At 62.7% G+C, this 24,957-nt stretch carries 20 protein-coding genes and 1 pseudogene; 6 read left to right on the forward strand and 15 right to left on the reverse strand.

Features of this window, described 5'->3' with window-relative positions; translation table 11 throughout:
* Positions 1 to 87: 87 nt before the first annotated feature.
* The 6 genes from AACW30_RS29745 to AACW30_RS29770 all read right to left on the reverse strand — a co-directional run bounded on the left by AACW30_RS29745 (position 88) and on the right by AACW30_RS29770 (position 7,365).
* The gene (locus AACW30_RS29745; protein ID WP_200624052.1) at positions 88 to 2,196 is read right to left on the reverse strand and encodes a TonB-dependent receptor; all 2,109 of its coding nucleotides are present in this window, start codon (positions 2,194 to 2,196) and stop codon (positions 88 to 90) included.
* Between the two features lie 151 nt (positions 2,197 to 2,347).
* Positions 2,348 to 3,730 (reverse strand): PepSY-associated TM helix domain-containing protein, encoded by a 1,383-nt coding sequence (locus AACW30_RS29750; RefSeq protein ID WP_200624053.1) that lies wholly within the window; start codon positions 3,728 to 3,730, stop codon positions 2,348 to 2,350.
* 117 nt (positions 3,731 to 3,847) lie between these two features.
* Positions 3,848 to 5,908 (reverse strand): TonB-dependent copper receptor, encoded by a 2,061-nt coding sequence (locus AACW30_RS29755; protein WP_200624054.1) that lies wholly within the window; start codon positions 5,906 to 5,908, stop codon positions 3,848 to 3,850.
* Between the two features lie 93 nt (positions 5,909 to 6,001).
* Positions 6,002 to 6,376 carry a DUF2946 domain-containing protein gene (locus tag AACW30_RS29760; RefSeq protein WP_200624074.1) on the reverse strand — a complete coding sequence of 125 codons (375 nt, stop codon included), beginning with the start codon at positions 6,374 to 6,376 and terminating at the stop codon, positions 6,002 to 6,004.
* A 64-nt stretch (positions 6,377 to 6,440) separates the two neighbouring features.
* Positions 6,441 to 6,923 carry a copper chaperone PCu(A)C gene (locus AACW30_RS29765; RefSeq protein ID WP_106577682.1) on the reverse strand — a complete coding sequence of 161 codons (483 nt, stop codon included), beginning with the start codon at positions 6,921 to 6,923 and terminating at the stop codon, positions 6,441 to 6,443.
* A gap of 46 nt (positions 6,924 to 6,969) precedes the next feature.
* Entirely contained in the window at positions 6,970 to 7,365 is a 396-nt protein-coding gene (locus tag AACW30_RS29770) for a DUF2946 domain-containing protein (RefSeq protein WP_106577683.1), read from the reverse strand.
* Positions 7,366 to 7,652: 287 nt separating this feature from the next.
* On the opposite strand from AACW30_RS29770, the pseudogene AACW30_RS31690 reads away from it, so the two are divergent.
* Positions 7,653 to 7,817, forward strand: a pseudogene (locus AACW30_RS31690) (DUF6124 family protein); the annotation flags it as partial.
* Positions 7,818 to 8,070: 253 nt separating this feature from the next.
* Here the strand turns inward: AACW30_RS31690 and AACW30_RS29780 are convergent.
* Both AACW30_RS29780 and cbiE read right to left on the reverse strand, forming a co-directional pair.
* Positions 8,071 to 8,790, reverse strand: a complete 720-nt coding sequence (locus AACW30_RS29780; RefSeq protein ID WP_200624056.1) for a cobalt-precorrin-6A reductase — start codon at positions 8,788 to 8,790, stop codon at positions 8,071 to 8,073.
* Positions 8,787 to 9,992 (reverse strand): precorrin-6y C5,15-methyltransferase (decarboxylating) subunit CbiE, encoded by a 1,206-nt coding sequence (gene cbiE / locus AACW30_RS29785; RefSeq protein WP_200624057.1) that lies wholly within the window; start codon positions 9,990 to 9,992, stop codon positions 8,787 to 8,789. The genes AACW30_RS29780 and cbiE overlap by 4 nt, the downstream gene beginning before the upstream one ends.
* Positions 9,993 to 10,030: 38 nt before the next feature.
* Between cbiE and cobG the strand changes: the two genes are divergently transcribed.
* The 5 genes from cobG (at position 10,031) to AACW30_RS29810 (ending at position 15,382) form a co-directional block, all read left to right on the forward strand.
* A complete protein-coding gene (gene cobG, locus AACW30_RS29790) occupies positions 10,031 to 11,377 on the forward strand; it encodes a precorrin-3B synthase (RefSeq protein ID WP_200624058.1) in 1,347 nt (448 codons plus the stop codon).
* Positions 11,370 to 11,996: a precorrin-8X methylmutase gene (locus tag AACW30_RS29795; RefSeq protein WP_119737817.1), complete on the forward strand. Its 627-nt coding sequence runs from the start codon at positions 11,370 to 11,372 to the stop codon at positions 11,994 to 11,996. Before cobG ends, AACW30_RS29795 begins: the two co-directional genes overlap by 8 nt.
* Positions 11,993 to 12,727, forward strand: a complete 735-nt coding sequence (locus tag AACW30_RS29800) for a precorrin-2 C(20)-methyltransferase (protein WP_177410092.1) — start codon at positions 11,993 to 11,995, stop codon at positions 12,725 to 12,727. Before AACW30_RS29795 ends, AACW30_RS29800 begins: the two co-directional genes overlap by 4 nt.
* Positions 12,727 to 14,364 (forward strand): precorrin-3B C(17)-methyltransferase, encoded by a 1,638-nt coding sequence (gene cobJ, locus AACW30_RS29805; RefSeq protein ID WP_200624059.1) that lies wholly within the window; start codon positions 12,727 to 12,729, stop codon positions 14,362 to 14,364. Before AACW30_RS29800 ends, cobJ begins: the two co-directional genes overlap by 1 nt.
* Before the next feature lie 211 nt (positions 14,365 to 14,575).
* Positions 14,576 to 15,382 (forward strand): hypothetical protein, encoded by an 807-nt coding sequence (locus AACW30_RS29810; RefSeq protein WP_200624075.1) that lies wholly within the window; start codon positions 14,576 to 14,578, stop codon positions 15,380 to 15,382.
* Here the strand turns inward: AACW30_RS29810 and AACW30_RS29815 are convergent.
* The 7 genes from AACW30_RS29815 to AACW30_RS29845 form a co-directional block, all read right to left on the reverse strand.
* Positions 15,379 to 15,975, reverse strand: a complete 597-nt coding sequence (locus AACW30_RS29815; RefSeq protein ID WP_017253590.1) for a MarC family protein — start codon at positions 15,973 to 15,975, stop codon at positions 15,379 to 15,381. The genes AACW30_RS29810 and AACW30_RS29815 overlap by 4 nt on opposite strands.
* A 163-nt stretch (positions 15,976 to 16,138) precedes the next feature.
* Complete coding sequence (locus tag AACW30_RS29820; protein WP_124416319.1) at positions 16,139 to 18,910, reverse strand: hybrid sensor histidine kinase/response regulator; 2,772 nt, start codon at positions 18,908 to 18,910, stop codon at positions 16,139 to 16,141.
* Positions 18,911 to 19,026: 116 nt separating this feature from the next.
* Positions 19,027 to 20,319 (reverse strand): phosphoribosylamine--glycine ligase, encoded by a 1,293-nt coding sequence (gene purD, locus AACW30_RS29825; RefSeq protein WP_106577691.1) that lies wholly within the window; start codon positions 20,317 to 20,319, stop codon positions 19,027 to 19,029.
* Positions 20,320 to 20,487: 168 nt separating this feature from the next.
* A complete protein-coding gene (purH, locus tag AACW30_RS29830; protein WP_119737808.1) occupies positions 20,488 to 22,095 on the reverse strand; it encodes a bifunctional phosphoribosylaminoimidazolecarboxamide formyltransferase/IMP cyclohydrolase in 1,608 nt (535 codons plus the stop codon).
* Between the two features lie 82 nt (positions 22,096 to 22,177).
* A complete protein-coding gene (gene fis, locus AACW30_RS29835; protein WP_002555375.1) occupies positions 22,178 to 22,498 on the reverse strand; it encodes a DNA-binding transcriptional regulator Fis in 321 nt (106 codons plus the stop codon).
* The gene (gene dusB / locus AACW30_RS29840) at positions 22,495 to 23,508 is read right to left on the reverse strand and encodes a tRNA dihydrouridine synthase DusB (protein WP_119737806.1); all 1,014 of its coding nucleotides are present in this window, start codon (positions 23,506 to 23,508) and stop codon (positions 22,495 to 22,497) included. Before dusB ends, fis begins: the two co-directional genes overlap by 4 nt.
* Positions 23,509 to 23,693: 185 nt before the next feature.
* Positions 23,694 to 24,953 (reverse strand): DUF3426 domain-containing protein, encoded by a 1,260-nt coding sequence (locus AACW30_RS29845; protein ID WP_200624060.1) that lies wholly within the window; start codon positions 24,951 to 24,953, stop codon positions 23,694 to 23,696.
* Positions 24,954 to 24,957: the final 4 nt, after the last annotated feature.

The following is a 24,957-nucleotide window of genomic DNA, read 5'->3' on the forward strand; positions in this document are numbered from 1 at the left end:
GAAGGCGGTGGTTCAGTGAAAGACGTGTTGGCTGACACACCGCATTCGCGAGCAAGCCCGCTCCCACAGGGTTCCATGGTGTATTCGTTAAAAGGTGTAATCCGCCGTCACGAAGAACGAACGTGGCTCACCCAAAATCCACTGCTGGCCGTTGTTGTACTGGCTGACCGCGTAAGTGCGGTTGAACAGGTTGTTCAGCTCCAGGCCCAGCGTGGTGTTGCGCATCGCCTTCCACGACACGGTCGCGTCGGCCACGGTGTAGCTCGGCACCTCGCTGCTGTTGGCGGTGTCGGCATACCGCGCGCTGACGTAACGCACCCCGGCACCGGCGCGCACATTATCGGTCACGGCCTTGCTCAGCCACAGGTTGGCAGTACGGTTGGGGACGTCCACCGGGCGGTTGCCGGCGCGGGACACCGCCTGGCCATTCACCGCTTCGGAAAAGTCGTCGTACTTGGCCCGCACGATGGCGGCGTTCGCTTGCAATTGCCAGGCGTTCGGCAGTTGCAGGTCGAGGCTGGCTTCCAGGCCGGTCGAGGATTGCTGGCCGACTTGTTGTTGCAGCGTGGTGCCGGGGATGTTGGTCAACAGCTTCTTTTTGACGATGTGATAGGCCGCCAGCGTCCACTCGCCGCGCGAGTCCCAGTATGCCTGCTTGATACCGACTTCGGCTTGCTTGGCAGTGGACAAGCCAAACTGCTGCTGGCTCGGGCTCAAGCTGATCAGGCTGCCGACGCCGTCGGTGCTGGTGGCGTATTGGCCGTAGACCGAAGTGTCCGGAGTGATCGCGTAGACCAGGCCGGCTTTCCAATTGTTGCCGGTGAGGGTTCTGTCGGCGTCCTGGTTCGCTGTGGTCAGGTCGTTGCTGTCGATGTGCAGATAGTCACGGCGCGCGCCGGTGATCAGCGACAGTTTATCGGTCAGTTGCAGGCGGTTTTCAGCGAAGGCGGCGAGCTGCCTGGTGGTGCTGACCGACTGCGCAATAAAGGGGCTGTCGCTTTCAAACGGTTGTGGCGCCGGATGGTTGATGTCCACCGGCTGGCCGCCACCCGGCAGGTCGTCGAAGGGCGCGTTGCTCGCCAGACGGAAGCGAATACGGTTGTACTCGACCCCTGTCACGGTCTGGCTGTCGAGGCCCAACAGGGTGTGTTTGAAGGTGAAGGTCTGGCGATCGCCGACCTGCTCCTGATCGTGCTTGATGCCCAGGTAGCTCTGGCGTACGAGGCCACCCTCGACATAGTTGTAGCTCTCGGCGTTTTGCCAGCGACGCTGGTTTTTCAGGTACGACAGCTCGTTGGTGGCCGTGACGTTGTCGTTGATTTGCCACTCGCTGGTCAGGCGTGTCCACTGGTCGTTGTAGTGCTGTTTGTCGTCGCTGACGTTGTAGTTTTTGTCGCGCAGGCTTTTGTGCAACTGGTCATTGATCAGCGGCGTGCCGTAGTAATTCTGCGGGGCCTGGTCGCCATAGTCGTGTGCCAGGGTGACGCTCAGGTTGTCGGCCGGCTGCCAGCGCAGGGCGCCGCTGACGAAGTCGCTGGCAGAGTCGCCGCGCGCGATGAAACCGTTGCTGCGCAGGCGGTTGATGTTCAGGCGGTAGCTCAGGGTGTCGGTCAGTGAGCCGCCGCTGTCCAGGGCTTGCTGCTGGCGGTCATAGGAACCGTAGCCCAGGCGGAGGTGGTTTTCGATCTCGCCTTCAAAAGGCTTTTTCGGCAGGGTGTTGACCACCGCGCCCGTGGCGCCCTGGCCGTAGATCACCGAGGCGGGGCCGCGCAACACATCCACGCGTTCAACCGACCAGGTGTCTACCGGGAAGGTGGACGTGCCCGCGCCGTCGAACATGCGCTGGCCGTCGTACAGTTGCAGCACCGCACTCTGCCCGGTAAAGCCGCGCGCCTGCAACGAGGTGCCGCCGTCGCCCGGCGTGCCGGTGCGGCTGATGCCGGTGGCGCGCGAGATAGCGTCCTGCACACTGGCGTCGCCGCGTTCGCGGATTTTTTCGCCGGTCTGGCTTTCAACACTGCCAGGGGTTTGCAGGGCCGTAAGGTTCAGGCGCGAGCCCGCAGTGGTCGGGGTGTTGAGGTCGACGCGTTCGTCATCCACGGCGGTTGCGGTGACGGGGCTGGCGGGCAGAGTCAGGGCCTGGGCACTGGTGTGCAGGGCGAGCAGGCACAGGCCGGGCGCTAGGTACTTGTTCATCGATCAATCAATCACTTCTTGGAGGGGTACTCGCCGCAGTGCGCGGCGAGCAACGATAACGCAGAAAGTGTTATAAGTTAACACTTATTGGCTGCGGGACAAAAGTCGCGCAAGGCTACAGAAGGGTTCTGCCGTGGGCATCTCGCCTGCCTCATGCAGAACCTGAGGTAGATTCACGTTGGTTGAACACGCGCGCCAATACCAGCCGATCCAATGCCCACACCCCGATCAACGAGGCGCCGACCAAGGGGAAAATGATCGCCAGCGCGAGCATGATCCCCATCGCGGCTTTCCACTTCGGCACGTCATGGCGCAGCGGCGGCACACCCAGGCCACCGGCAGGCCGGCGTTTCCACCAGATCACCACGCCACTCACCGCGCTGAGCAAAATCATCAGGCAGATCAGCAGCACGATCAGTTGGTTGACCCAACCGAACATCTTGCCTTCGTGCAGCATCACACCCGTTTCGGTGGCGCGCGCCACCGTGTTGTAGTGTTCCCAGCGCACATCGGCGAGCACCTTGCCGGTGTATTGGTCCACGTGCAGGGTCGCGTCGTTGCGTGGGTCGTTGGCGAACACCGCGACGGTGAACACACCGTCGGCGGTGCTGGGAAAGGTGATGCTGTAGCCGGGTTCAACCTGGCGAGCATTGGCCAGATCGACCACCTGCTGCAGACGCACGGTTGGCGCAGCCGGGCCCGAATGCATGGCGCCGTGGTTCATGTGTTCGGCGTGGTCGCCGGACATTGGCATCGGCGTGTTTTCCATCGCCCACGGCACGGTTTGCTGGCTGGCGGTATTGAGGCTGCGCGCCTGCTGATCCGACTGCGGCACGGCGTTCCACATCGCCGCCGGAAAGCGATTCCACAACGCGGCGTATTGCTTGCCCCAGAAGCCGGTCCAGGTCATGCCGCTGAGCAGCATCACCAGTAAAAACGCCGCCCCCCAGAAACCGGCGACGGCGTGCATGTCGCGCCAGAACACGCGCCCACGCGCGTTGAACCGTGGCCATAACACCCCGGCCGACGACTTGCCGCGCGGCCACCACAGGTACAGGCCGGACACCACCAGCATCACGCCCCAACCGGCGGCGAGTTCCACCAGGCGGTCGCCGACGGTGCCGATCATCAGCTCACCGTGGAGTGCGCGGGCGATGGCTTGCAGGTTGTATTTGGCATCCTGTTCGCCAAGCACGGTGCCGCGGTACGGGTCCACGAATACGGTCACTTCGCGGCCGTTGTCATGCATCACGAACTGCGCGCTGCTGGTGGCGTCGGCCGGTGGCAGGTATTTACTGATTTTGCCCTGGGGAAAGGCTGCCTGCGCGCGCTGTAATTGCTCGTCGGCACTCAAGGCGTGTTCGGCGCTTTGCACGGTGAGCAGGTCGGCGTACATCAGCGGGTCGAGCTGGGGTTTGAACAGGTAGATGATGCCGGTGAGGGCCAGCAGCACCATGAAAGGCGCGACGAAAAGCCCGGCGTAGAAGTGCCAGCGCCAGGCCAGGTTGTAGAAGGAAATCTTTTGAGTGGTCATCAGGATGCTCCGCAAAGGCTTTAAAAATTTTTATTCAGTTATGCCGCCTTCGCGAGCAAGCCTCTCCCACATTTGAAATGCATTCCAAGTGTGGGAGCGGGCTTGCTCGCGAAGCTTTTAGAAGCTCATGTCCACCTTGGTCCAGAGCGTGCGCCCCGGTTCCTTGATGGCTTGCGGGTCATTGGCCGGGTAGCCGAACCCGGCGTTGCCGGCTAGGTTCAAGTGCTCGGCATAGGCTTTGCCAAACAGGTTGTCGACGCCGGTGCTGACCTTGAAGTGCTTATTGATGCGGTACGCCGCGTTCAGCGAGAACACGCCAAAACCGCCGCTTTTGTCGAAGTCCTTGCCGACCACGTTGCCCTTGTTCGGGTCGATGCGGTTTTGCGCTGCCACCACGCGCCACAAGGCACCGGCGCTCCAGTCGTCTTCGCTGTAGGTCAGGCCGAAACGCGCGTCCAGCGGCGGCATTTGCGGCAGGGCCTTGCCGTCGCTGGTGTTCTTGCCCCAGGCGTAGGCGAGGCTGGCATCGGCCTTCCAGTGGCGCGTCAGCTTATAGGCCGCACCCAGTTCGCCGCCCATGATGCGGGCATCGACGTTACGCGCCTGGGAGGTGGTGCCCATCATGCCGGGCGTGTAGTCGAACAGGATGAAGTCGCGCACCTGGCCGACATAAGCCGAGGCCCAGGCTTCCATGTCAGCGGTTTTGTACTGCGCGCCGAAGTCGAGTTGAGTGGTTTTTTCCGGCTTCACGCCCTCGAAAGCATTCACTGAACCGACCGCGCCGGTGTTAGGGGAAAACAGCTCCCAGTAATCCGGGAAACGTTCCGAATGGCCCAGCCCGGCGTAGACAGTGGTGGGGCTGTCGGCCAAGTCGTGCTCAAAGCGCACAAAGCCCGACGGCAGCGTATCGGCGCGGGTGTCGTCGGCGGTCGGGTTGGGGCGGAACATCATCCCTGAACCGGTCGTCTGGCGAAAATCCTTGGCCGAGGCGCGGTCCAGACGCGCGCCGGTGATCAGGCGATCGCGGTCGGCGGCGTACCAGGTCAGTTCGCCGAACGCACCATAGTTGTGGAAGTTGGCGTCCTTGTTGCGCGGCAGATCCTTGTAGGTGTCGACGCCCATGCTGCTGCGCTGGCGGTGTTCGTTGGTCTGCGCGTCCAGGCCGCTGATCAGTTGCACATCGGCCCAGCGCCAGGTGGCCTTGATCCGCGCGCCGAGGGTGCGGCGGTCGACGTTGGAGGCCATGGGCCCGGCCATCATGCCGGTGCCGGACGGCGTGCGCAGGCTGTAGTTGTCCATCACATGGTCGGCGTAGTTGTAGTAGACCTGGGCTTCAACTTTATCCAGCACCTCGCCGATGTTGGATTTTTCGAAGCGTAGGCCCAGGCTTTCGCGCAGGAACTGCGAACCGTCCATGCCGCGCCCGGCGTAGCGTGCTTCGCCATCGCCACGGCCGGCGGTAAGTTCCAGCAGGGTGTCGGCGTCGGGGGTAAAACCGACGGCGACATCGCCGTTCCACTTGTCGTAGCGCGAGGCAACCGTGTCGTTGTTGCCGTCCTTGTAGTCATCGGCGTGTGCCTGGTTGCCGATCACGCGCACGTAGCCCAGGGGCCCGCCGGCGGCGGCATCGATGACTTTGTCGAAGCGCCCGTTGGAGCCGGCCAGCACGCTGGCGTTGACCCGCGTGCCCAGCTCGCCGAACTGCTCCGGCTCACGCTCGAACAGAATGGTGCCAGCCGACGCGCCCGGGCCCCAGAGCACGGTTTGCGGGCCTTTGATCACGGTGAGCTTGTCGTAGGTTTCCGGCGAAATGTAGGAGGTCGGTGCGTCCATCCGGCCTGGGCAGGCGCCGAGCATCATGCCGCCATTGGTGAGGATATTCAGGCGCGAGCCGAACATGCCGCGCAGCACCGGGTCGCCATTGGTGCCGCCGTTGCGCACCAGGGCGAAGCCAGGGATGGTCTTGAGGTAGTCGCCGCCATCGCTGGCGGGCACCGGTTGGCGCGGGTCTTTGGGGTTGGTGATCACGGTCAGCGGCGAGCTGGGGGCAATCGCGGTGATCACCGTGGGGCTTAACTCATGATCATCGGCGTGTACCTGTGGCACCAACAGTGCGCCACACAGAACAGCGAAAACGGGGGTACATCCCATACGGGTGTCAGCAGAAAACCTGGACATGAAAAATTCCATCAATCATTCGTAAACAACACGGCCAGCAGCCTGCGGCTGTCTGTCTAAAGTCGGCCGGTGTGAAGTAGCGCGGTGAAAGGCTTACGCGGTGATGGGGGGCGCGCGGCTGCGGGCGCCGGGGAAAATGCTCTGCCGGGCATGGCCCAGGCGTGGGGCGGGGGTGAGGGCGTTGGCAGGTGGCGCGGTGCCGAGGGTGATATAGGACACGCTGCCGGGCAGGGCCGGGCAACTGAAGAGCAGGCTGCAATAGCCGCACTTTTCCCAGAGCACGTGGTGCTCGTCAGGCGCTTTGCTGTGTTGCGGTGCATCGCCATGGCAGCTGGGCATGTCCATGGACATTTCCATCGACATTTCCATCGACATACCGGCGTGATGATCCATCGGCATCGCTTGGGAAATCAGCGGACCGATAAAGATCATCAGCATGGCGAACAGGCTGATCCAGCTGGCGCGCATCAAACCCAGGGGCTTGCGGCGTTGCGCGGATAACCTGGCGCGAGGGGCGCCCATCGAGGTTGGCCTATTGAGCGTGCATAGACTCGTGGCCAGCCGCTGGCGGCGTTTTCTGAACCGAAACTTCGACTTCAACCTTGCCGGCTTTTTCGAAGGTCAGGGTCAATGGGAATTGCTTGCCGTCGGCCAGCAGGCTGCGGTCTTTTAGGCCCAGCAGCATCACGTGATAGGCCATTGGCGCGAAGGTCAAATCCCCCTTGGCCGGCACGGCAACGCTGGGCACTTGTTGCATCTTCATCAAGTCGCCTTGCATCACATGCTCGTGCAGCTCGGCTTTGTCCGCTACCGGCGTCTCGACGCCAAGCAGGCGGTCCGGCGTTTCGCCGGCGTTATGAATCACGAAATACGCAGCGACGGTCGGCGCATTCGGTGGCAGCTCCTGTGACCAGGGATCGCTGACCAGCAGGTCGCCGGCCTTGTAGTCATCGGCATTCGCAGCAACACACACCGGCAGCAACAACGCAGCCAGAAGCAGGGAAGATTTGAGCATGGCAGTTCTCCAGAACGGTTCTAAACGCAGTTCACTTGCGAAGAAATCAGACCGTTGGAGACGCGCGCGGGTTGAGGCTCGGCCATTGCTGGCGCGGGGTAGGGGCTTGCAATGAAGGCGGCGGCAGGCTCTGCGCCGCTGCAAAACGGGTGAGATACAACTGCGGCACATGCCCCGGCAAGGCCACCAAAGGCGGTGAGCCCGAGCAACACCAGCAGTGCTGCATGGTGGAGTGGTCGTCCTGCTGCGGCGCCGGAATGTCCAGCTTGCCCAGGGCAATGGTCTTCAGACTGGCGCCATTGGAGGAGCAAAAACTGCCCCATAGCAATTGCTGAACAGGGTCGCTGGACTGCTGCATCGCACTCGCCATCGGCATGGCAAAGGCGTTGAACAGCACTGCAAAGCAGGCGATCCACACAATTGCAAAGCGTTGACGGGCCATGGCGGACAATCCGTAGGGTTAAGCGATCAGGTGCGTATTTAGCCTGATCGGTGGGGATAAGTAAAAAAGGCCGGTGTGGTTTGGTGTCGCAGTGGTTGTCTACAGGATAGCCGGGAACCACAGATTGCCAATTTTGCAGATGGATCGCGACATTCAGCGTGACGCTGAACCCTGTGGGGGCTGGCTTGTATTCGGCGGTGGATGGAAGCGTATAGAAACGTCCGACAAAGATTTAAGGTTGTCCCTAGGAAGATGGAACTCTAGTCCCCGTACACCGCTGAAAACGCAGCGAAACACTCGCCTCGGCCAATGCGCTGAGGTGCGACCTTGCCTTTGACCTGGATGGCCCGAAACCAGAGAAATTGCTCGGCGTTGCGCAGTTGATTGAGCTGGCGCAGTTGCTGGCCGATCGAGTGCACAAGGGCGTCGGACAAACGAAAACTGCAGCCTGATAACGCAGTTCCAAATGTGGGAGCGGACTTGCTCGCGAAGGCGGTGGATCAGTAACGGCCAGGCTCACTGACCCACCGCCATCGCAGGCAAGCCGGCTCCCACACTTATTTGTGCCTGGGCAAAATTTTGCGCCAGTCACAAACCAAATGTGGGAGCCGGGCTTGCCCGCGATAACGGTGGGTCAGCCAGTGATTGATTGGCTGACCCAGCGCCTTCGCGAGCAAGCCCGCTCCCACATTGGGAAGGTGATGTTTAGAGAATGTTGACGGCCTGTAGCACCGCAGCCACGTCGGTGAACTCTCGATCTACCGCAGCCAGCACTGGACGCTTCAAGACAAGCACCGGTATTCCAAGCTCCCGCGCCACTTCCAGTTTCGGTTCGGTCGCCATGCTGCCGCTGTTCTTGCTGATCAACACATCAATCCCACGCCGCTCAAACAACGCGCGCTCGTCTTCAATCAGAAACGGCCCACGTGCGCCGATGACTTCACAGCGTGCATTGCCGGGATACACATCCAGCGCGCGCAGCGTCCAGAGCTGATCGGCGGGGATCTCATCAAGATGCTGCAACGGCTCGCGCCCCAGTGTGAACAACGGGCGCTTGAACGGCCTCAACGCTTCAACCAGCTCGGCCCAATCACTCACCTCACGCCAGTCATCGCCGGCCTGCGGTTGCCACGCCGGACGGCGCAGCGCCCAGCAAGGGATGCCGCACAGCCGCGCCGCCTGCGCGGCGTTCCGGCTGATCTGGGCGGCATACGGATGGGTGGCGTCGAGGATCAGGCTGATGTGTTCATCGCGAACAAACTGTGCCAGCCCTTCAACCCCGCCATACCCACCGACGCGCACGTGGCAGGTGAGGTCGGTAGGCACCCGGCCCACACCGGCCAGACTGTAGATATGTTCAGGCCCCAGCGTACGCGCGATGGCCAGCGCTTCAGTCACGCCGCCCAACAGCAGGATGCGTTTCATAACGGCTTGACCACTTCCAGCAAGGTAATCGGCAACGCCTGGCGCCAGGTGTCGAACTCGCCCAGCGGCTGGGCCTGCGCCACGTGAATGCGAGTCAGCTCGCCGCCGTGCTCCGCGCGCCAGTTCATCAAGGTCATTTCGCTTTGCAAGGTCACGGCGTTCGCGACCAGACGGCCGCCCGGGCGCAGGTGCTCCCAGCACGTGTCGAGCACGCCGTCGCGGGTGACGCCGCCACCGATGAAGATCGCGTCTGGTGCTTCCAAACCGTGCAGCACGTCCGGCGCCTTTCCACGAATCAATTGCAAACCGGGCACGCCAAGGGCGTCGCGGTTATGTTCGATCAGGCCTTGGCGGCCTGCGTCGGCTTCAATCGCCAGCGCGCGGCAGCTGGGGTGGGCACGCATCCATTCGATGCCAATGGAGCCACTGCCCGCGCCTACGTCCCAGAGCAACTCGCCGGGCATCGGTGCGAGGCGGGCGAGCGTCATGGCGCGCACGTCACGCTTGGTCAGTTGGCCGTCGTGCTGGAAGGCTGAGTCCGGCAGGCCGGCGAGGCGCGACAGGCGCGGTGTGTTGGCGTCGGCCACGCAGTCAATGGCGACGAGATTCAAATCCGCAACCGAGGCGTGTGGCCAATCAACCGCCAGCCCATCAATGCGCTGTTCATCCGCGCCGCCCACGTGTTCAAACACACTGATACGGCTGGCGCCAAACCCGGACTGAACCAGTAGCGAAGCAATCGCCGCAGGGCTGCGGCCATCGTTGCTCAACACCAGCAACCGCACGCCGCTGGCCAGATGCGCATTCAGTGCCGCCAGCGGCCGCGCCACCACCGACAACGTCACCAGGTCCTGCAACGGCCAGCCCAATCGCGCCGCCGCCAGCGACACCGACGACGGCGCCGGTAAAACCAGCAACTCTTCAGCCGCCACCTGCCGCGCCAGGCTGGCGCCCACGCCATAGAACATCGGGTCGCCGCTGGCCAGCACGCACACAGGCTCGCCGCGTTGCGCCAACACGGGCGCCAGGGAAAACGGGCTCGGCCACAGCTGCCGCTCACCACGAATACACACCGGTAACAGGTCCAACTGACGCTGGCCGCCTATAATCCGGGAGGCGCGCAACAGGGCATGCCGGGCGTTTCTGCCCAGCCCCTTGAAGCCGTCTTCACCGATGCCTACTACCGTCAGCCAGGGCGACATATCAATTCCTTGAACGACATCCGACGGGCAGGCTTTTCATGCCGCCGGACAAAGCAGGCATAATACCGCGCCTTTACCCGTCAACCGGTAGCCCCGTGAACCCAACACCTGCTCTGAACACCTTGCGCCCCTCGGCTTGTCCGGGGTTGCTGCGTATTGTCCAGGCGTTGGATGGCGGCATTTGCCGGATCAAATTGGCCGGTGGGTCCATCAGCGCCGCGCAGGCGGTGGCCGTGGCGGACGCGGCCCAGGCCTACGCCGGTGGAGTGATCGAGGCCACCAACCGCGCCAATCTGCAGATTCGCGGGATCGGTGCCGAGCAGCAGGCCTTGATCGCCGCGCTGCTGGCCGCAGGCCTGGGCCCGAACAACGCTGCTGGCGATGATGTGCGCAACCTGATGCTCAGCCCCAGCGCCGGTATCGACACTCAAATGTTGTTCGACACCCGACCGTTGGCCGGGCAGATCCTCGCGACCTTGCAAAACCATCCACGTTTCCATGAGTTGTCGGCCAAGTTCGCCGTGCAGCTCGATGGCGGTGAAGCCCTGGCAATGCTCGAGCATCACCACGACCTGTGGCTGTCGGCGTTTGAGCGCGATGGCGAAACATTATTGGCCTTCGGGCTGGCGGGTTGCCCTGGGTTGGATGCGCCGGTGGCGGCCGTGCCCCTGGAGCAGGGTCATGCCCTGGTCGTCGCAGTGCTGGAGCTGTTTCTCGACTTGGCGACACCGACGCAAACCCGCATGCGTCATGTGTCTGTGGATAACTTATTGGCCCGTCTGAGCCTGCCGCTGCTGCCGGTGGAGGGCTTCAAACGCCCGGCCAGTGGGGCTTTGCTGCACTTGGGCAGTTATCCACAGCGGCAAAAAGATCAATTCTACGTCGCCGCCGTTGCACCGCTGGGTCGCCTGGATTCAACCATGCTCAAAGGCGCCGCGCAGTTGGCCATGGAGTTGGGCGACGGCACTTTACGTTTCACGCCATGGCAGGGCGTGCTGCTGCCCAACATTAAAAGCCACGGCGCAGTGACTGAGCGTCTGGAGCACCTGGGCTTTCTCTGCTCAGTCGACCAGCCCCTGGCGCGCCTGATCGCCTGCACCGGCTCAAGCGGCTGTGGCAAAGGCCTGGCCGATACCAAGGCCGACGCCCTGCAATTGGCCGCGTTGCAACCTGGCGTTGAGGTGCACTTATCCGGCTGCGCACGCTCCTGCGCGGCCGCGCACACCGCGCCAGTCACGTTACTGGCAGTGAGCCCCGGCCACTACGACGTCTATTTTCGCGATGCAGCCCAGCCAGGTTTCGGCCGGCTGCACGCGCGCACTCTTTCCATTGAAGCGGCGGGCGCCCTGTTACGCGCACGCTCACGGAGCAACACCGATGATTGATTACATCCGCGACGGTCAGGAGATCTATCGCAACTCCTTCGCCATTATTCGCGCGGAAGCCAAGTTGGACCGCATCCCGGCTGATTTGGAAAAACTCGCGGTGCGGGTGATCCACGCCTGCGGCATGGTCGAGGCCATCGATGGCCTGCAGTTCTCCGAAGGCGCAGGCAAGGCCGGGCGCGATGCGCTGGCCGCCGGTGCGCCGATCCTGTGCGATGCGCGGATGGTCTCTGAAGGCGTAACCCGTGCGCGCCTGCCGGCCAACAATCAGGTGATCTGCACCCTGCGCGACGACAGCGTGCCGGAACTGGCGCGCGCGTTGGGCAACACCCGTTCCGCTGCTGCCCTGGAGCTGTGGCGCCCGCACCTGGAAGGCAGTGTGGTGGTGATCGGCAACGCGCCGACCGCGCTGTTCTACCTGCTGGAGATGCTCGATGCCGGCGCGCCAAAACCTGCATTGATCCTGGGCTTCCCGGTCGGCTTTGTCGGCGCTGCCGAGTCCAAGGCCATGCTGGCGGCCGACAGCCGTGGCGTGCCTTTCGTGATCATGCAAGGGCGTCTGGGCGGCAGTGCGATGGCGGCCGCTGCGGTCAACGCCCTGGCCACGGAGGTCGAATAATGTCGGCACGCGGACGTTTGATCGGCCTGGGCGTGGGCCCCGGCGACCCGGAACTGATCACCCTCAAGGCCCTGCGCCTGCTGCGCGAATCGCCAGTGGTGGCGTACTTCGTGGCCAAGGGCAAGAAGGGCAATGCGTTCGGCATCATCGAAGACCACCTGGTTGCGCAGCAGACCCTGATGCCACTGGTGTACCCGGTGACCACCGAAGTGCTGCCGGCGCCGCTGTCCTACGAGCAAGTCATCAGCGACTTCTACGACACGGCAAGCCTCGACGTAGCCGCGCACCTGGACGCCGGCCGCGACGTGGCGGTGATCTGCGAAGGTGACCCGTTCTTCTACGGGTCCTACATGTACCTGCACGACCGCCTGGCCGAGCGCTATGACGCCCAGGTCATTCCCGGCGTGTGCTCGATGCTCGGCGGCGCCTCGGTACTCGGCGCGCCGCTGGTGTATCGCAATCAGAGCCTGTCGGTGCTCTCGGGCGTGCTGCCCCACGACGACCTCAAGCGTCGCCTGGCGGATGCCGATGCGGCGGTGATCATGAAGCTTGGGCGTAATTTCCCCAAGGTGCGTCAGGTGCTGGAAGAACTCGGCCTGGCCGAGCGCGCGCTGTATGTCGAGCGCGCGACCATGGCCAACCAGAAAATCGTGCCGCTGGATCAGGTCGACCCGGCGTCTTCACCGTACTTCTCGCTGATCATCGTGCCCGGCGAACGGTGGCAAGGTTGATGCGCCCGGCGATTGTCATTCTGGGCCAGGGCAGCCTGGCCACGGCGCGCAAAATTGCGCAGGTTTACCCCGGCGCGCTGATCCACGGTTTGGCCGGACGCGTTGAAGGCGCCGACCAGACCTACAGCGAGTTCGGCGCGACCCTGCGCCAGCTGTATCAACAGGGCACGCCGCTGATTGCGCTGTGCGCTGCCGGCATTGTGATCCGCACCCTGGCGCCGCTGCTGCTGGAAAAAGGCGAGGAGCCCGCCGTGCTGGCCGTGGCGGAAGACGGCAGCGCCGTGGTGCCGTTGCTCGGCGGCCTCGGTGGCGTGAACGTGATGGCGCGCGACATTGGCGCTGCCTTGGGCGTGTCTGCCGCGATCACCACCAGTGGCGAGTTGCGGTTCGGCACCTGCCTGCTCAACCCGCCTGCGGGTTATCAACTGGCGGATCTGGAGCTGGGCAAGCGTTTTGTCTCGGACCTGCTGGCCGGCGAAAGCGTGCGCATCGAAGGCGCAGCGCCCTGGCTGGCTCAGGCCAATCTGCCGCAGGATCAGCAGGCACGCCTGGCGATTCATGTGGGCAGCGCCGAGCGAGTGCCCGCCGCCAACGAGTTGCTGATTTACCCGCAGAACGTGTGCGTCACCTGCAAGCCCGGCACGCACCTGGCTGAACGTGTGCGGGCGGCATTGCACGACGCGGGTATTGCCGTTCAATCCCTGGCCTGCGTGTTGGCCAGCGATACACAGATGGCCGAACCTTCGCTGCACGAGGCTGCGCTGGCATTGAGTGTGCCGCTGCTGTTTTCCAGCGTCACGCAGGAGGCGGACATCGTCATCAGCGTCGCCGAGCAGCCCCTGGACCTGGCGCATGTTGGTCGCCCGCGAGGCCGTCTGGCGGTGATTGGCCTGGGCCCTGGCGCCGCCGAATTGATGGTGCCGGCGGTCAAGGCTGAACTGGCGCGCTGCACCGATGTGCTCGGTTACGAAACCTATGTGCGCATGGCCGGGCCATTTCGTGACGACCAGGTGCAGCACTGCACCGATAACCGCGAAGAAATGCAGCGTGCGCGCCATGCCTTCGAGCTGGCTGCGCAAGGGCGTTCAGTTGTGGTGGTATCGTCCGGTGACCCCGGCGTATTCGCCATGGCGGCGGCTGTGATCGAGGCCTTGCATGAGTCGAGTGACCCGGCCTGGCATCAGGTTGACCTGCAGATTCTGCCAGGCGTCTCGGCTTCGCTTGCCACCGCTGCGCAAGCGGGTGCGCCGCTGGGGCATGACTTCTGTGTGATGTCGCTGTCGGACAACCTCAAGCCCTGGTCGATCATCGAAAAGCGCCTGGACCTCGCGTCCCAGGCCGACTTGGCGTTGGCGTTCTACAACCCGATCTCGCGTTCGCGGCCATGGCAATTGGGGCGCGCGCTGGAAATCGTCGCGCTGCACCGCACGCCTGAAACGCCGGTGGTGCTGGGGCGCGATATCGGTCGTCCAGGCCAGACACTGCGTGTCACCACGCTTGGGCAACTGACGCCCGAACAGGTCGATATGCGCACCATGGTGCTGATTGGCTCGTCCACCACGTGCGTATTTGCGCGCGCCGGTGGCGGTGAGTGGGTGTACACGCCGCGCTGGTATGGTGAAAAACCCGCCTCCTGAAAACGGCCTGTCGCACGCCGGAAAGCTCCGAGTAACGCTGGGTGAACGCCCGCCGTTATTCGGGGCTTTTTCTTTTTTTATCGACGAAATCCGGAAGGGCCCACGGGCAGCCCAGCAATCGTTGGGTGGCGGGGACTTGTCGCATGCCGGCAAGTGATGTTTGTGGCCTGGAAAGCGCGCTCGCGGCTGGACTAGTGTGAACACACGCCCCATGTGGGGTGCTTGTGGAGAACTGAAAACGGAGCGACAGCACCGAAGGATCAACAGCGTAAAGAGGCGCAAGTTGATTGCCGCCTACAAGTTGCCGGGAGCGCCGGGTGCACAGACCTCTGTGCCGATGAGCGCGGACGATGACAGCAATGCAGCGGTGGTGAACAACGGCGTGATCTCGTTTATCGAGGGGATGTCCGCCCTGAACCGCGAATACGTTCGCAAGAGCTACTTGCTTGCGAGCAGCTACGTCAGCGATGTGTTGAAGGTCCAACGCGGCACCGAAGCCTGGTACGACGAATTTATCAAGGTGATGGTCAGCCTGGGCTGGCTGCCGGTGCGCAGCCGCTTCGAGCGGGTCACGCGCTCGGGCAAAGGCCTGACCGTGCAATTGGCGGCGCTGAACATCATTGCGGCGATGCTGGCCTCGATGTCACTGGCCGGACCTTTGCTCACCGCACTGCCCAAGCTGGCGGCGGATGCGTTGGAGGCGTTGAAGCAGCAACCCGCGACGTTCGACCTGTTCAAACGCAATAGCTCGGTGCATCAGGGCGGTGATTTCGGCCTGGCTTCCTGCGCCGAAACCGAAGGGGAAGTGATGATGGTGCTGGTGACCTACAGCAGCCACGGTGTGAGCAAACAGGTGGGCTTGCCCTTTCTGGAATGGGACAGCGCCTCGTTCGAGGCCTTCAGCGGGCAAACCTGCCTGGTGCTCAATACCGCGGTGGTCAACGAAACGACGCTCCAGCTGATGCGTGAGAGCGCCGGTGACAAGGTCCAGCTGGCCATCGCCAAGTACCGTATCTAGGGCACCAGGTAACCGCGTACGCCGGTAAAGATGATCTGCGCGGCGAGGGCGCACACGAACAATCCCATCAACCGGCTGACAATCTGCAAGCCCTGGTCGCCCAGAATGCGTTCGATGCGATTGGACAGGTACAGCACCACGCCCACCGTGAGGCTGGCCAGGGCAATGCTGAGGATCGCCATGATCTTGTCATCCCAGTGCGGCTGGCTCACACCCATTACCAGCAGCGCACCGATGGTGCCCGGGCCGACGGTGAGCGGGATGGTCAGCGGCACGATGGTTACGTCCTGCTGCACGTTGTCGGTCTGCACTGCCGACTTGCCTTGGGCCATACCCAGCGCCGAGATGAACAGCACGCTGCCGGCGCCAATGCGAAAAGCGTCCACGGTGATGCCGAACACGCTGAAAATCACTCGCCCGAACAGGTACAGCAACACGCTCGAGACCAGCGTTGCCAGCGCTACTTTCCAGGCCAGTCGCCGCCGCTCCTTGCTGGAGTAGCCGCGGGTCAGGCTGATAAAACAGGACAGCACGAAGAACGGGCTGTAGAGCACCAGCATCTTCAGGTAAACGCTGAATAACACGTGGAGCATGAGGGCGGCTCGCGGGCGGAAAGATGGGGTGAGTCTAACAGGCGGCGCAGATCAAATGTGGGAGCGGGCTTGCTCGCGAATGCGATGGATCAGTTAAAGATGCATTGACTGACACACCGCATTCGCGAGCAAGCCCGCTCCCACATTTTGATTGTATTTCAGGTCAGGAAGGCGCGTGTTCCGGTCGTTGCTGGCGCTGCGCCACCCAGAACTCCACCAGCTCGCGCAACTGCGACAACTCCACCGGTTTGGCCATGTGCCCATCCATCCCGGCCTGGCGCGCGCGCTCTTTATGTTCCGACAGGATATGCGCCGTCAGTGCGACCACCGGCGTTCGAATGCGTTGGTGGCTGACTTCCCACGCGCGCAGTTGCTGGGTGGCGGAAAAACCATCGAGGATCGGCATTTCACAGTCCATCAGCACCAGGTCGTAACGCTGAGCCTTCATCGCCTCGAGGGCTTCTTCGCCATTGCTGGCGGTGTCCGGGTTGAGGTTGAGCTTGCCGAGCATGCCGCGGATCACTTTGGTGGAGATGCTGTTGTCTTCTGCCACCAGGATGCGGAAATCGGCCGGCACGGTCACGGCTGCCGGCGCGCTGATGGCCGCGCGCGGCTGCACCACGCCTTTGCTGCGCTGGGTCAGTTCGTCGGCCAGCGTGGTCTTGAGCGTGTAGCCGGCCACCGGTTTGGCGAGGATGCGCTTGATCCCGCAGTTGCGCGCGATGATCTTGCTCGGCGCGTTGCTGATACCGGTGAGCATGATCAACAGGATGTCGTGGTTCAGGCTCGGGTCTTCCTTGATCTTGGCGGCCAGTTGCATACCGGTCATGCCGGGCATGTTCTGGTCCAGCAGGACCACGTCGAAGTAGTCGCGCAGGTGCGCCTTGGTGCGCAGCAACGCCAGGGCTTCTTTGCCGGACGGCACGGCGCTGACGTTCAAGCCCCAGGCCGTGCATTGCTGCACCAGCACTTTGCGGCAGGTGTCGTTGTCGTCGACCACGAGCACCCGTGCGCCTTTGAGCGGGCCGTCGAGGTCGGAGGTCGGGTGTTCCAGGCGTTCCGGGTCCAGCGGCAGGGTCAACCACAAGGTGCTGCCCTGATGGCTGCCGCTCTTGATGCCGAACTCGCCATTCATCAACAGGATCAGCTGTCGCGCGATCACCAGGCCCAGGTGGCCGCTCAAGCGCGTGGCCGAGAGGAAGTTCTTGCTGTGCAGTTCGCTGTGCAGCAACGCGTCGCGCTCGGCGGCTTCCATCGGCAGGCCGCTGTCTTGCACGGCAATGCGCAGGCGCGGCTTGGTGCTGCGTTCATCGAGTGCAACGACGATCAGCACTTCACCTTCGTCGGTTTTTTGCAGGGCATTTTCCAGCAGGCTTAACAGCGCTTGGCGCAGACGCGTCGGGTCACCGCTGATCACGCGGGGCACCTGGGGCTGGATAAAGCTGATCAGTTCGACGTTCTGTTGCTCGGCCTTGGCGCGGAAGATACTCAGGCAGTCTTCGATCAATGCGTTGAGGTCGAACTGCACGTCGTCCAGCTCGATTTGCCCGGACTCCAGCTTGGAGATGTCGAGGATCTCGTTGATCAACGTCAGCAGTTCGTTCCCGGCGCTGTGGATGGTCTGCACGTAGTCACGCTGCTTGACCGACAGCGGCGTGCCCAGCAGCAGCTCGGTCATGCCCAGCACGCCGTTCATGGGGGTGCGGATTTCGTGGCTGATCTTCGCCAGGAACTCGGCTTTGGCGGCGATCTCGGCATTGCTGGCCGCCAGGTCGCGGCTGAGGCTGAAGCGCGCTTCGACAATTGCGCGCTGGCGTTCGCCCAGGGCCAGGCTCATCAGCAGGCCGCTGAGGCAGATAAAACCGAGCAGCGTGACGATCAAGCCTTGCGGCGCCACCAGCGTCAGGCCGAGCAGGGCAGGCAGGATGATCAGTGTGCCGATGTTGAACACCACCATGCCCGCCACGAACAAACGTGCCGGCCGGTAGCCTTTCTGCCAGTGGTAGGCCGAGACAAACAGCATGCTCAGACCGGCCAGGGCCACCAGGGCGTAAGTGATGATGTTCAGCGGCAAGGTGTTGACGAACAACAGCAGCAGGCCGCACAGCACGATCAGCAGGATGTCGGCCATCAACAGTTTGTTCAGCGGGTGCGGGCCCAGCGGCATGAAGAACCGGTAGGCGAACATCAGCCCGCACGGCGCGGTCAGCAGCAGGGCGAGGTAGGCGCCCGGGGTCTGGATAGCGTGCCAGTTCGGCAGCCACGGCCCCACCAGGTTGAGCAACAGTGCCAGGCTCAACATCAAGAGCAACTCGCAGGCCGCCAACCACAGGCTGCTGCGCGAGCGATGGTAGGCGAAGCGCGTGAGGTTGTGCAGGATCAGCATCAGCAGGCAGCCGAACAACAGGCCGTAGATCAGCGTCTGGTTCTGGTTGGCGGCGGCCAGTACGGCCGGCTCCAGGGTGATGTAGGGGCGCAGTTCGTGTTCCGACACCAGGCGCAGGTACACCTCGAGGGGCTTCTGGCTCTGGGGCATCGGCAGCATGAAATCGCTGCTGGGCAGCGGGCGTTCCGCCTGCGGCTGGCGGGTGCCGGTACTTTGTTGTTCCACCAGGGTGTCGCCGTCCAGTACATAGAGGCTCAGGTGGGACAGGTCGGGGGCAAATACCCGCAGCACTTGCTCGTGCTTGCCAGGTTGCAACTTGAAGCGTACCCACAGCGCACCGTCCGGCTCGGCGGCGGTAATCCGGTCCAGTTCGATGGGGCTAAATTGATTGGTGTAGCGGGCGGAGCGGATATCGCTCAGTTGCAGGTCGGCCTGTTCATCAAGCAATACTGCCCATCCACTGCCTTGCGCGGCGGCCTGGGCCGGGAACAAGCAGAGCAGGGTCAGCAGACTGACTGTGAAACCTATGGCGATCCTGAGCCAGCGCACGGCGAAATCCCTTCGTAGGTTGATTGCACGGGTTAACTATGCGCGGGGCGACATGGGTACGGCAAGGGCCAGAGACCCTTGCCTAACCGAACGGATAGCGACTGGAGGGCAGTTACTTATTGGTTCTCGCCACGTTCACGGGCAATGGCGCGGTAGCCGATGTCCGTGCGGTAGAAGCAACCTTTCCAGTCGATTTTCGCGGCCAGCTTGTACGCCTGTTGCTGCGCGGCGTCGACACTGGCACCCATTGCGGTGGCGCACAATACACGGCCACCTGCGGTTACAACCTTGCCATCCTTGAGCGCGGTGCCCGCATGGAACACCTTGCCTTCCAGCGTAGCAGCTGCGTCGAGGCCTTCAATCACATCGCCCTTGGCGTAGTCGCCAGGGTAACCACCGGCTGCCAGCACAATGCCAACGCTCGGACGCGGGTCCCATTGCGCTTCAACCTTGTCCAGCGCCTGGGCCAGGGCCGCTTCCACCAGCAGCACCAGGCTCGATTGCAGGCGCAGCATCACCGGTTGGGTTTCCGGATCACCAAAGCGGCAGTTGAACTCGATGACTTTCGGGTTGCCGGCTTTGTCGATCATCAGGCCGGCGTATAGGAAGCCGGTGTACACATTGCCTTCGTCGGCCATGCCGCGCACGGTCGGCCAGATCACCAGGTCCATGACGCGCTTGTGTACCTCAGCGGTGACCACCGGGGCAGGGGAGTAAGCACCCATGCCGCCGGTGTTCGGGCCGCTGTCGCCGTCGCCGACGCGTTTGTGGTCCTGGCTGGTGGCCATTGGCAGAACGTTCTTGCCATCGACCATCACGATGAAGCTGGCTTCTTCGCCGTCGAGGAATTCCTCGATGACCACGCGCGAACCGGCATCACCAAATGCGTTGCCGGCAAGCATGTCGCGCACCGCGTCTTCGGCTTCTTGCAGGGTCATCGCCACGATCACGCCTTTACCGGCGGCCAGGCCGTCGGCCTTGATGACGATCGGTGCACCTTTTTCACGCAGGTACGCCAGGGCCGGCTCGATCTCGGTGAAGTTCTGGTAGTCGGCCGTCGGGATCTTGTGGCGGGCCAAAAAATCTTTGGTGAAGGCTTTCGAGCCTTCCAGTTGGGCTGCGCCGGCAGTCGGACCGAAGCAGTCCAGGCCACGGCTGCGGAACAGGTCGACGACGCCAGCCACCAACGGCACTTCCGGACCGACGATGGTCAGGGACACGTTTTTCTCGGCGAAGTCGGCCAACTGCTCAAGGGCCAACACGTCGATGGCGACGTTTTCGCACTTGGCTTCAATGGCGGTGCCAGCGTTGCCGGGTGCGACGAATACTTTCTGGACGCGCGGGTCCTGGGCAACTTTCCAGGCCAGGGCGTGTTCACGGCCACCGCTGCCAATGATCAAAACATTCATTTCAAAAACCTCGGATGACGCAAATTCTGGGAGCACCGTGGGCCGCGTTTCTGTGGCAGCTGGCTTGCCTGCGATAGCAACACCTCGGTGTACTTGATACACCGAGGCGCCCGCATCGCAGGCAAGCCAGCTCCCACAGAGGGCCAGTGCCCGCTTGGGATCAATCTGTCAGTGGCGGAAGTGACGCATGCCGGTGAAGACCATGGCAATGCCAGCCTCATCAGCGGCGGCGATCACTTCGGCGTCACGCATCGAGCCGCCCGGTTGGATCACTGCGGTAACGCCGGCTTTGGCGGCGTTGTCCAGGCCATCACGGAACGGGAAGAACGCGTCGGAAGCCATCACCGAACCGGCTACCTGCAAACCGGCATGCTCAGCCTTGATCGCGGCGATACGCGCCGAGTTCACGCGGCTCATCTGGCCGGCGCCGACACCGATGGTCTGGCGGTTCTTGGCGTAGACGATGGCGTTGGATTTGACGTACTTGGCGACTTTCCAGGCGAAGATCAGGTCGTTGATTTCCTGCTCGGTCGGCGCGCGTTTGGTCACGACCTTGAGGTCTTCGCTGCCGATCATGCCGATGTCGCGGCTCTGTACCAGCAAGCCGCCATTGACGCGCTTGTAGTCCCAGGCAGCCGCACGGTCAGCCGACCACTCGCCACAGGCCAGCAGGCGCACGTTGGCTTTCGCGGCAACGATGGCGCGGGCTTCTTCACTCACGCTTGGGGCAATGATCACTTCAACGAACTGACGTTCGACGATCGCCTTGGCGGTTTCGGCGTCCAGCTCTCGGTTGAAGGCAATGATGCCGCCGAAGGCCGATTCGGTGTCGGTGGCGTAGGCCAGTTCGTACGCCTGGCGGATACCGCCTTCAGCGTCCGGGCTCACGGCCACGCCGCACGGGTTGGCGTGCTTGACGATCACGCAGGCCGGCTTGACGAAGCTCTTCACGCATTCCAGCGCGGCGTCGGTGTCGGCCACGTTGTTGTAGGACAGCTCTTTGCCTTGCAGTTGGGTCGCGGTGGCGATGCCGACTTCAGCAGGTTTGGCCTCAACGTAGAACGCCGCGCTTTGGTGCGGGTTCTCGCCGTAGCGCATTTCCTGGGCCTTGATGAACTGGCTGTTGAAGGTGCGCGGGAACTGGCTGCGGCCCTCTGTGCTCAGGGTCTCGGCGGCCTGGTTCACAGTGCCCATGTAGTTGGCGATCATGCCGTCGTAGGCGGCGGTGTGTTCGAACGCCTTGAGCATCAGGTCGAAACGCTGGGCGTAAGTCAGGCCGCCGGCTTTCAGGCTTTCCAACACGTTGGCGTAGTCGCTGGCGTTCACCACGATGGCCACGTCTTTGTGGTTCTTGGCTGCCGAGCGAACCATGGTCGGGCCGCCGATATCGATGTTTTCGATGGCGGTCGGCAGGTCGCAGCCTGGCTTGTTGATGGTGGCTTCGAACGGATACAGGTTAACGGCCACCAGGTCGATCGGCTTGATGCCGTGCTCGCTCATGATGGCGTCGTCGATACCGCGACGACCGAGGATCCCGCCGTGGATTTTCGGGTGCAGGGTCTTGACCCGACCGTCCATCATTTCTGCGAAACCGGTGTAGTCCGCGACTTCTACTGCGGCCACGCCGTTGTCCTGCAGCAGTTTGAAGGTCCCGCCCGTGGAGAGGATTTCCACGCCCAGGGCTTCCAGCTCCCGGGCAAATTCGAGGATCCCGGTCTTGTCGGAAACACTGATCAAGGCGCGGCGGATCGGCAGGCGGGTAGTCTGGTCGGTCATTTCAATTTCCATCAAAAGCAAAGGAGTCAGCAAAAAAGGCGTCCGTTTTTTACGCGGGCGCCTTTCTGGTTTGATTGAATGCTTACAGCAAATCGTACTGCTTGAGCTTTTTGCGCAAGGTGCCACGGTTGAGGCCCAGCAGCTCACTGGCTTTGGTCTGGTTGCCCTTGACGTAGTTCATCACGCTTTCGAGCAAGGGCGCCTCGACTTCGGAGAGCACCAGGTTGTACACGTCCGTGACGGAAGCGCCCTCTAGGTGGGCGAAATAATTGTGCAGCGCCTTCTCGACACTCCCGCGAAGGGTCTGGCCTTCTTCGCTCGGCGTGTTGAGGTGCTGTTTCAAATTGACGTTGTCGCTCACGGGTGTTGTTCCACTCACTAAAGTCTCGGTCATCATCGTCATGCGGCCACCCCCTCTCCGTCCCCTGTCCCCAGGCTCTTGTAACGCTCGCTGAAGAACTCACGAACGTTGGCGCACTGTGCTTCCGTATCATCCAAACGATTGAAGTGGGCGCGAAACTCCCTGGCGCCCGGCAAGGTTGCGAGATACCAGCCGACATGCTTGCGAGCAATGCGTACTCCCATCACGTCTCCATAGAAGGCGTGCAGGGCGGCCAGATGCTCTAGCAGAATACGTTCCACCTCGATCAGCTCCGGTGCCGGCATGACTTCGCCAGTACGCAGAAAATGCTCGATCTCACGAAAAATCCATGGCCGCCCCTGGGCGGCCCGGCCAATCAACAAGCCATCGGCACCGGTTGCGTGCAGCACGCGCCGGGCTTTCTCGGCTGAGTCGATATCGCCATTGGCAAAGACCGGGATCGACACTGCCTGCTTGATCGCGGCAATGGTGTCGTACTCGGCTTCACCGGTGTAAAGGTCGGCGCGGGTGCGGCCATGCACCGCCAGCGCTGTAATGCCTGCCTGTTCGGCGATCTTCGCCACCGTCAGGCCGTTCTTGTTGTCCCGGTCCCAGCCGGTACGAATCTTCAGGGTGACCGGCACATCCACGGCGGCGACAACGGCCTGCAGGATCTCGGCTACCAATTGCTCATCTTTCAACAGGGCGGAACCGGCGGCCTTGTTGCAGACCTTCTTGGCCGGGCAGCCCATGTTGATGTCGATGATCTGTGCGCCCAACTCCACGTTGGCCCTGGCCGCGTCCGCGAGCATCTGTGCATCGCCACCGGCGATCTGTACCGAGCGGGGCTCGGGATCACCTTCGTGGATCATGCGCATCCGCGATTTGCGGGTGTTCCACAAGCTCATGTCGCTGGTGACCATTTCAGAGACTACTAGACCCGCGCCCAAACGCTTGCACAGCTGACGAAAGGGCTGGTCGGTGACGCCCGCCATCGGGGCGAGGATCAAGCCGTTTTGCAATGTGTATGGGCCGATGCGTACCGCCGACATAGGACTTCCCTGTTGTGGGGCCGGATCATTAGAGTTCGAAAAAGGGTTGGCATGATACCCGCTCTCGATGACTGGATAAAGGCTGAATTGGATAAAATCTGAACAGTTATTTCTTTATCGCGGTCGGTTTGGTTGCGCAGTGCCCAGTCAATAATCTGCCGTCAAACCTTGGCGTGCGCGGCGCCTCACTCGGGTGAGTGGAAACTCAGGCTGTAATTCACGGCTTTATTGCCTGGATCGAGGATATCCAGGGAAATATGGATCGGTGTCTGCGAAGGCATTTCGCTCACCCCGGCCAGCTCACCACTGAGGTATTCGGCCGGTTTGAAGCGACGACTGGCAATCAGGCCGCCGTTCAAATCGGCAAAGCGCAGCTCCAGCAGCGGGAAGGGCTGCGAGAACGTGGCGCGGTTATAGATGATTGCATCCACCACCAGCGCCCCGGCGAACTCGGGATTGCTGCGCACCACCAGGTTGCTGCTCTTGATGTGGGCAATATCGACCCGTGATGGCACGGTGCAACCGAGGGTTGGACACAGTTGCTGGAACCACGGGCGATAAGCGTCCTGGCGAGCCAGGTCGTCGAATTGATAGGCGATGTACTGGCCCGCCAGGCCCGCGGCGGCCAGCAGCACCAGGACTATCCAGATGAGGCGACGGCCCCAGCTCGTCGGACGTTTCTGCGCATACAGGTGCAGCGGGTCGTCTTCCAGGTCCTGGAGTACATCGTCGTGAACGCTGGTTTCCGTGCGCGCACGCTTGCGCCGCGGTTGCGGGCGGTCTTCAGGGTCCGGCGCGTCCGCTGCCGCCGTCAGCGGCGTGAACGGCGGGTCGAGGTCGTCATCGTCGTCATCAGGTGAAGAACGCAGCGGGGGCTCATCGTCGATATCGTCGATGTTGAACGACATCGACGGCTCGGTGCGTTGCTTGGTCGCAGGCGTCTTGGCCGATTCAGGTTCGTCTTCGCTTGCCTGGGTGCGCTCTTCGGGTGGCTCGCTGAACAGGCTGGCGGCCCATTTTTCTTCTTCGGCCTTGACGGTGTCGCGGCTGGCGCTGAGGGCATCTTCTTTTTGCCGGCGCTCGCTGCTGGCCTGGCGACGCTCCGCGCCGAGCGGTTGCGTGTGTTGAATCTCGCGGCGTTCGAGCTTGGCCAGTTCTTCGTCCAGGTCCAGGTTGTCCAGGTCCAGCTCCTCGGCGGTCCACTGTTTCTGGCTGATGGCCCGCGGTGCCTGCGGCGCTGGCTCAACGGCGTGTTCGGCGACGCTTGGCTGCTCGGGTTCCGGCGCCGAGGTGCTGGCGCGCTGCTCCAGCAATTGGCGCGCGGCGTTGAACACTTGCAGGCACGAGCCGCAGCGAACCACGCCACGGGCCACGCTCAGTTGAGCGTGGCTGACGCGAAAGCGCGCTTGGCAATGCGGGCACTGGGTGACGAAACTGTCGGTCATGCGG

Origin of the sequence: Pseudomonas sp. MF6747 (assembly GCF_963890955.1) — a bacterium.
Lineage (GTDB): Bacteria > Pseudomonadota > Gammaproteobacteria > Pseudomonadales > Pseudomonadaceae > Aquipseudomonas.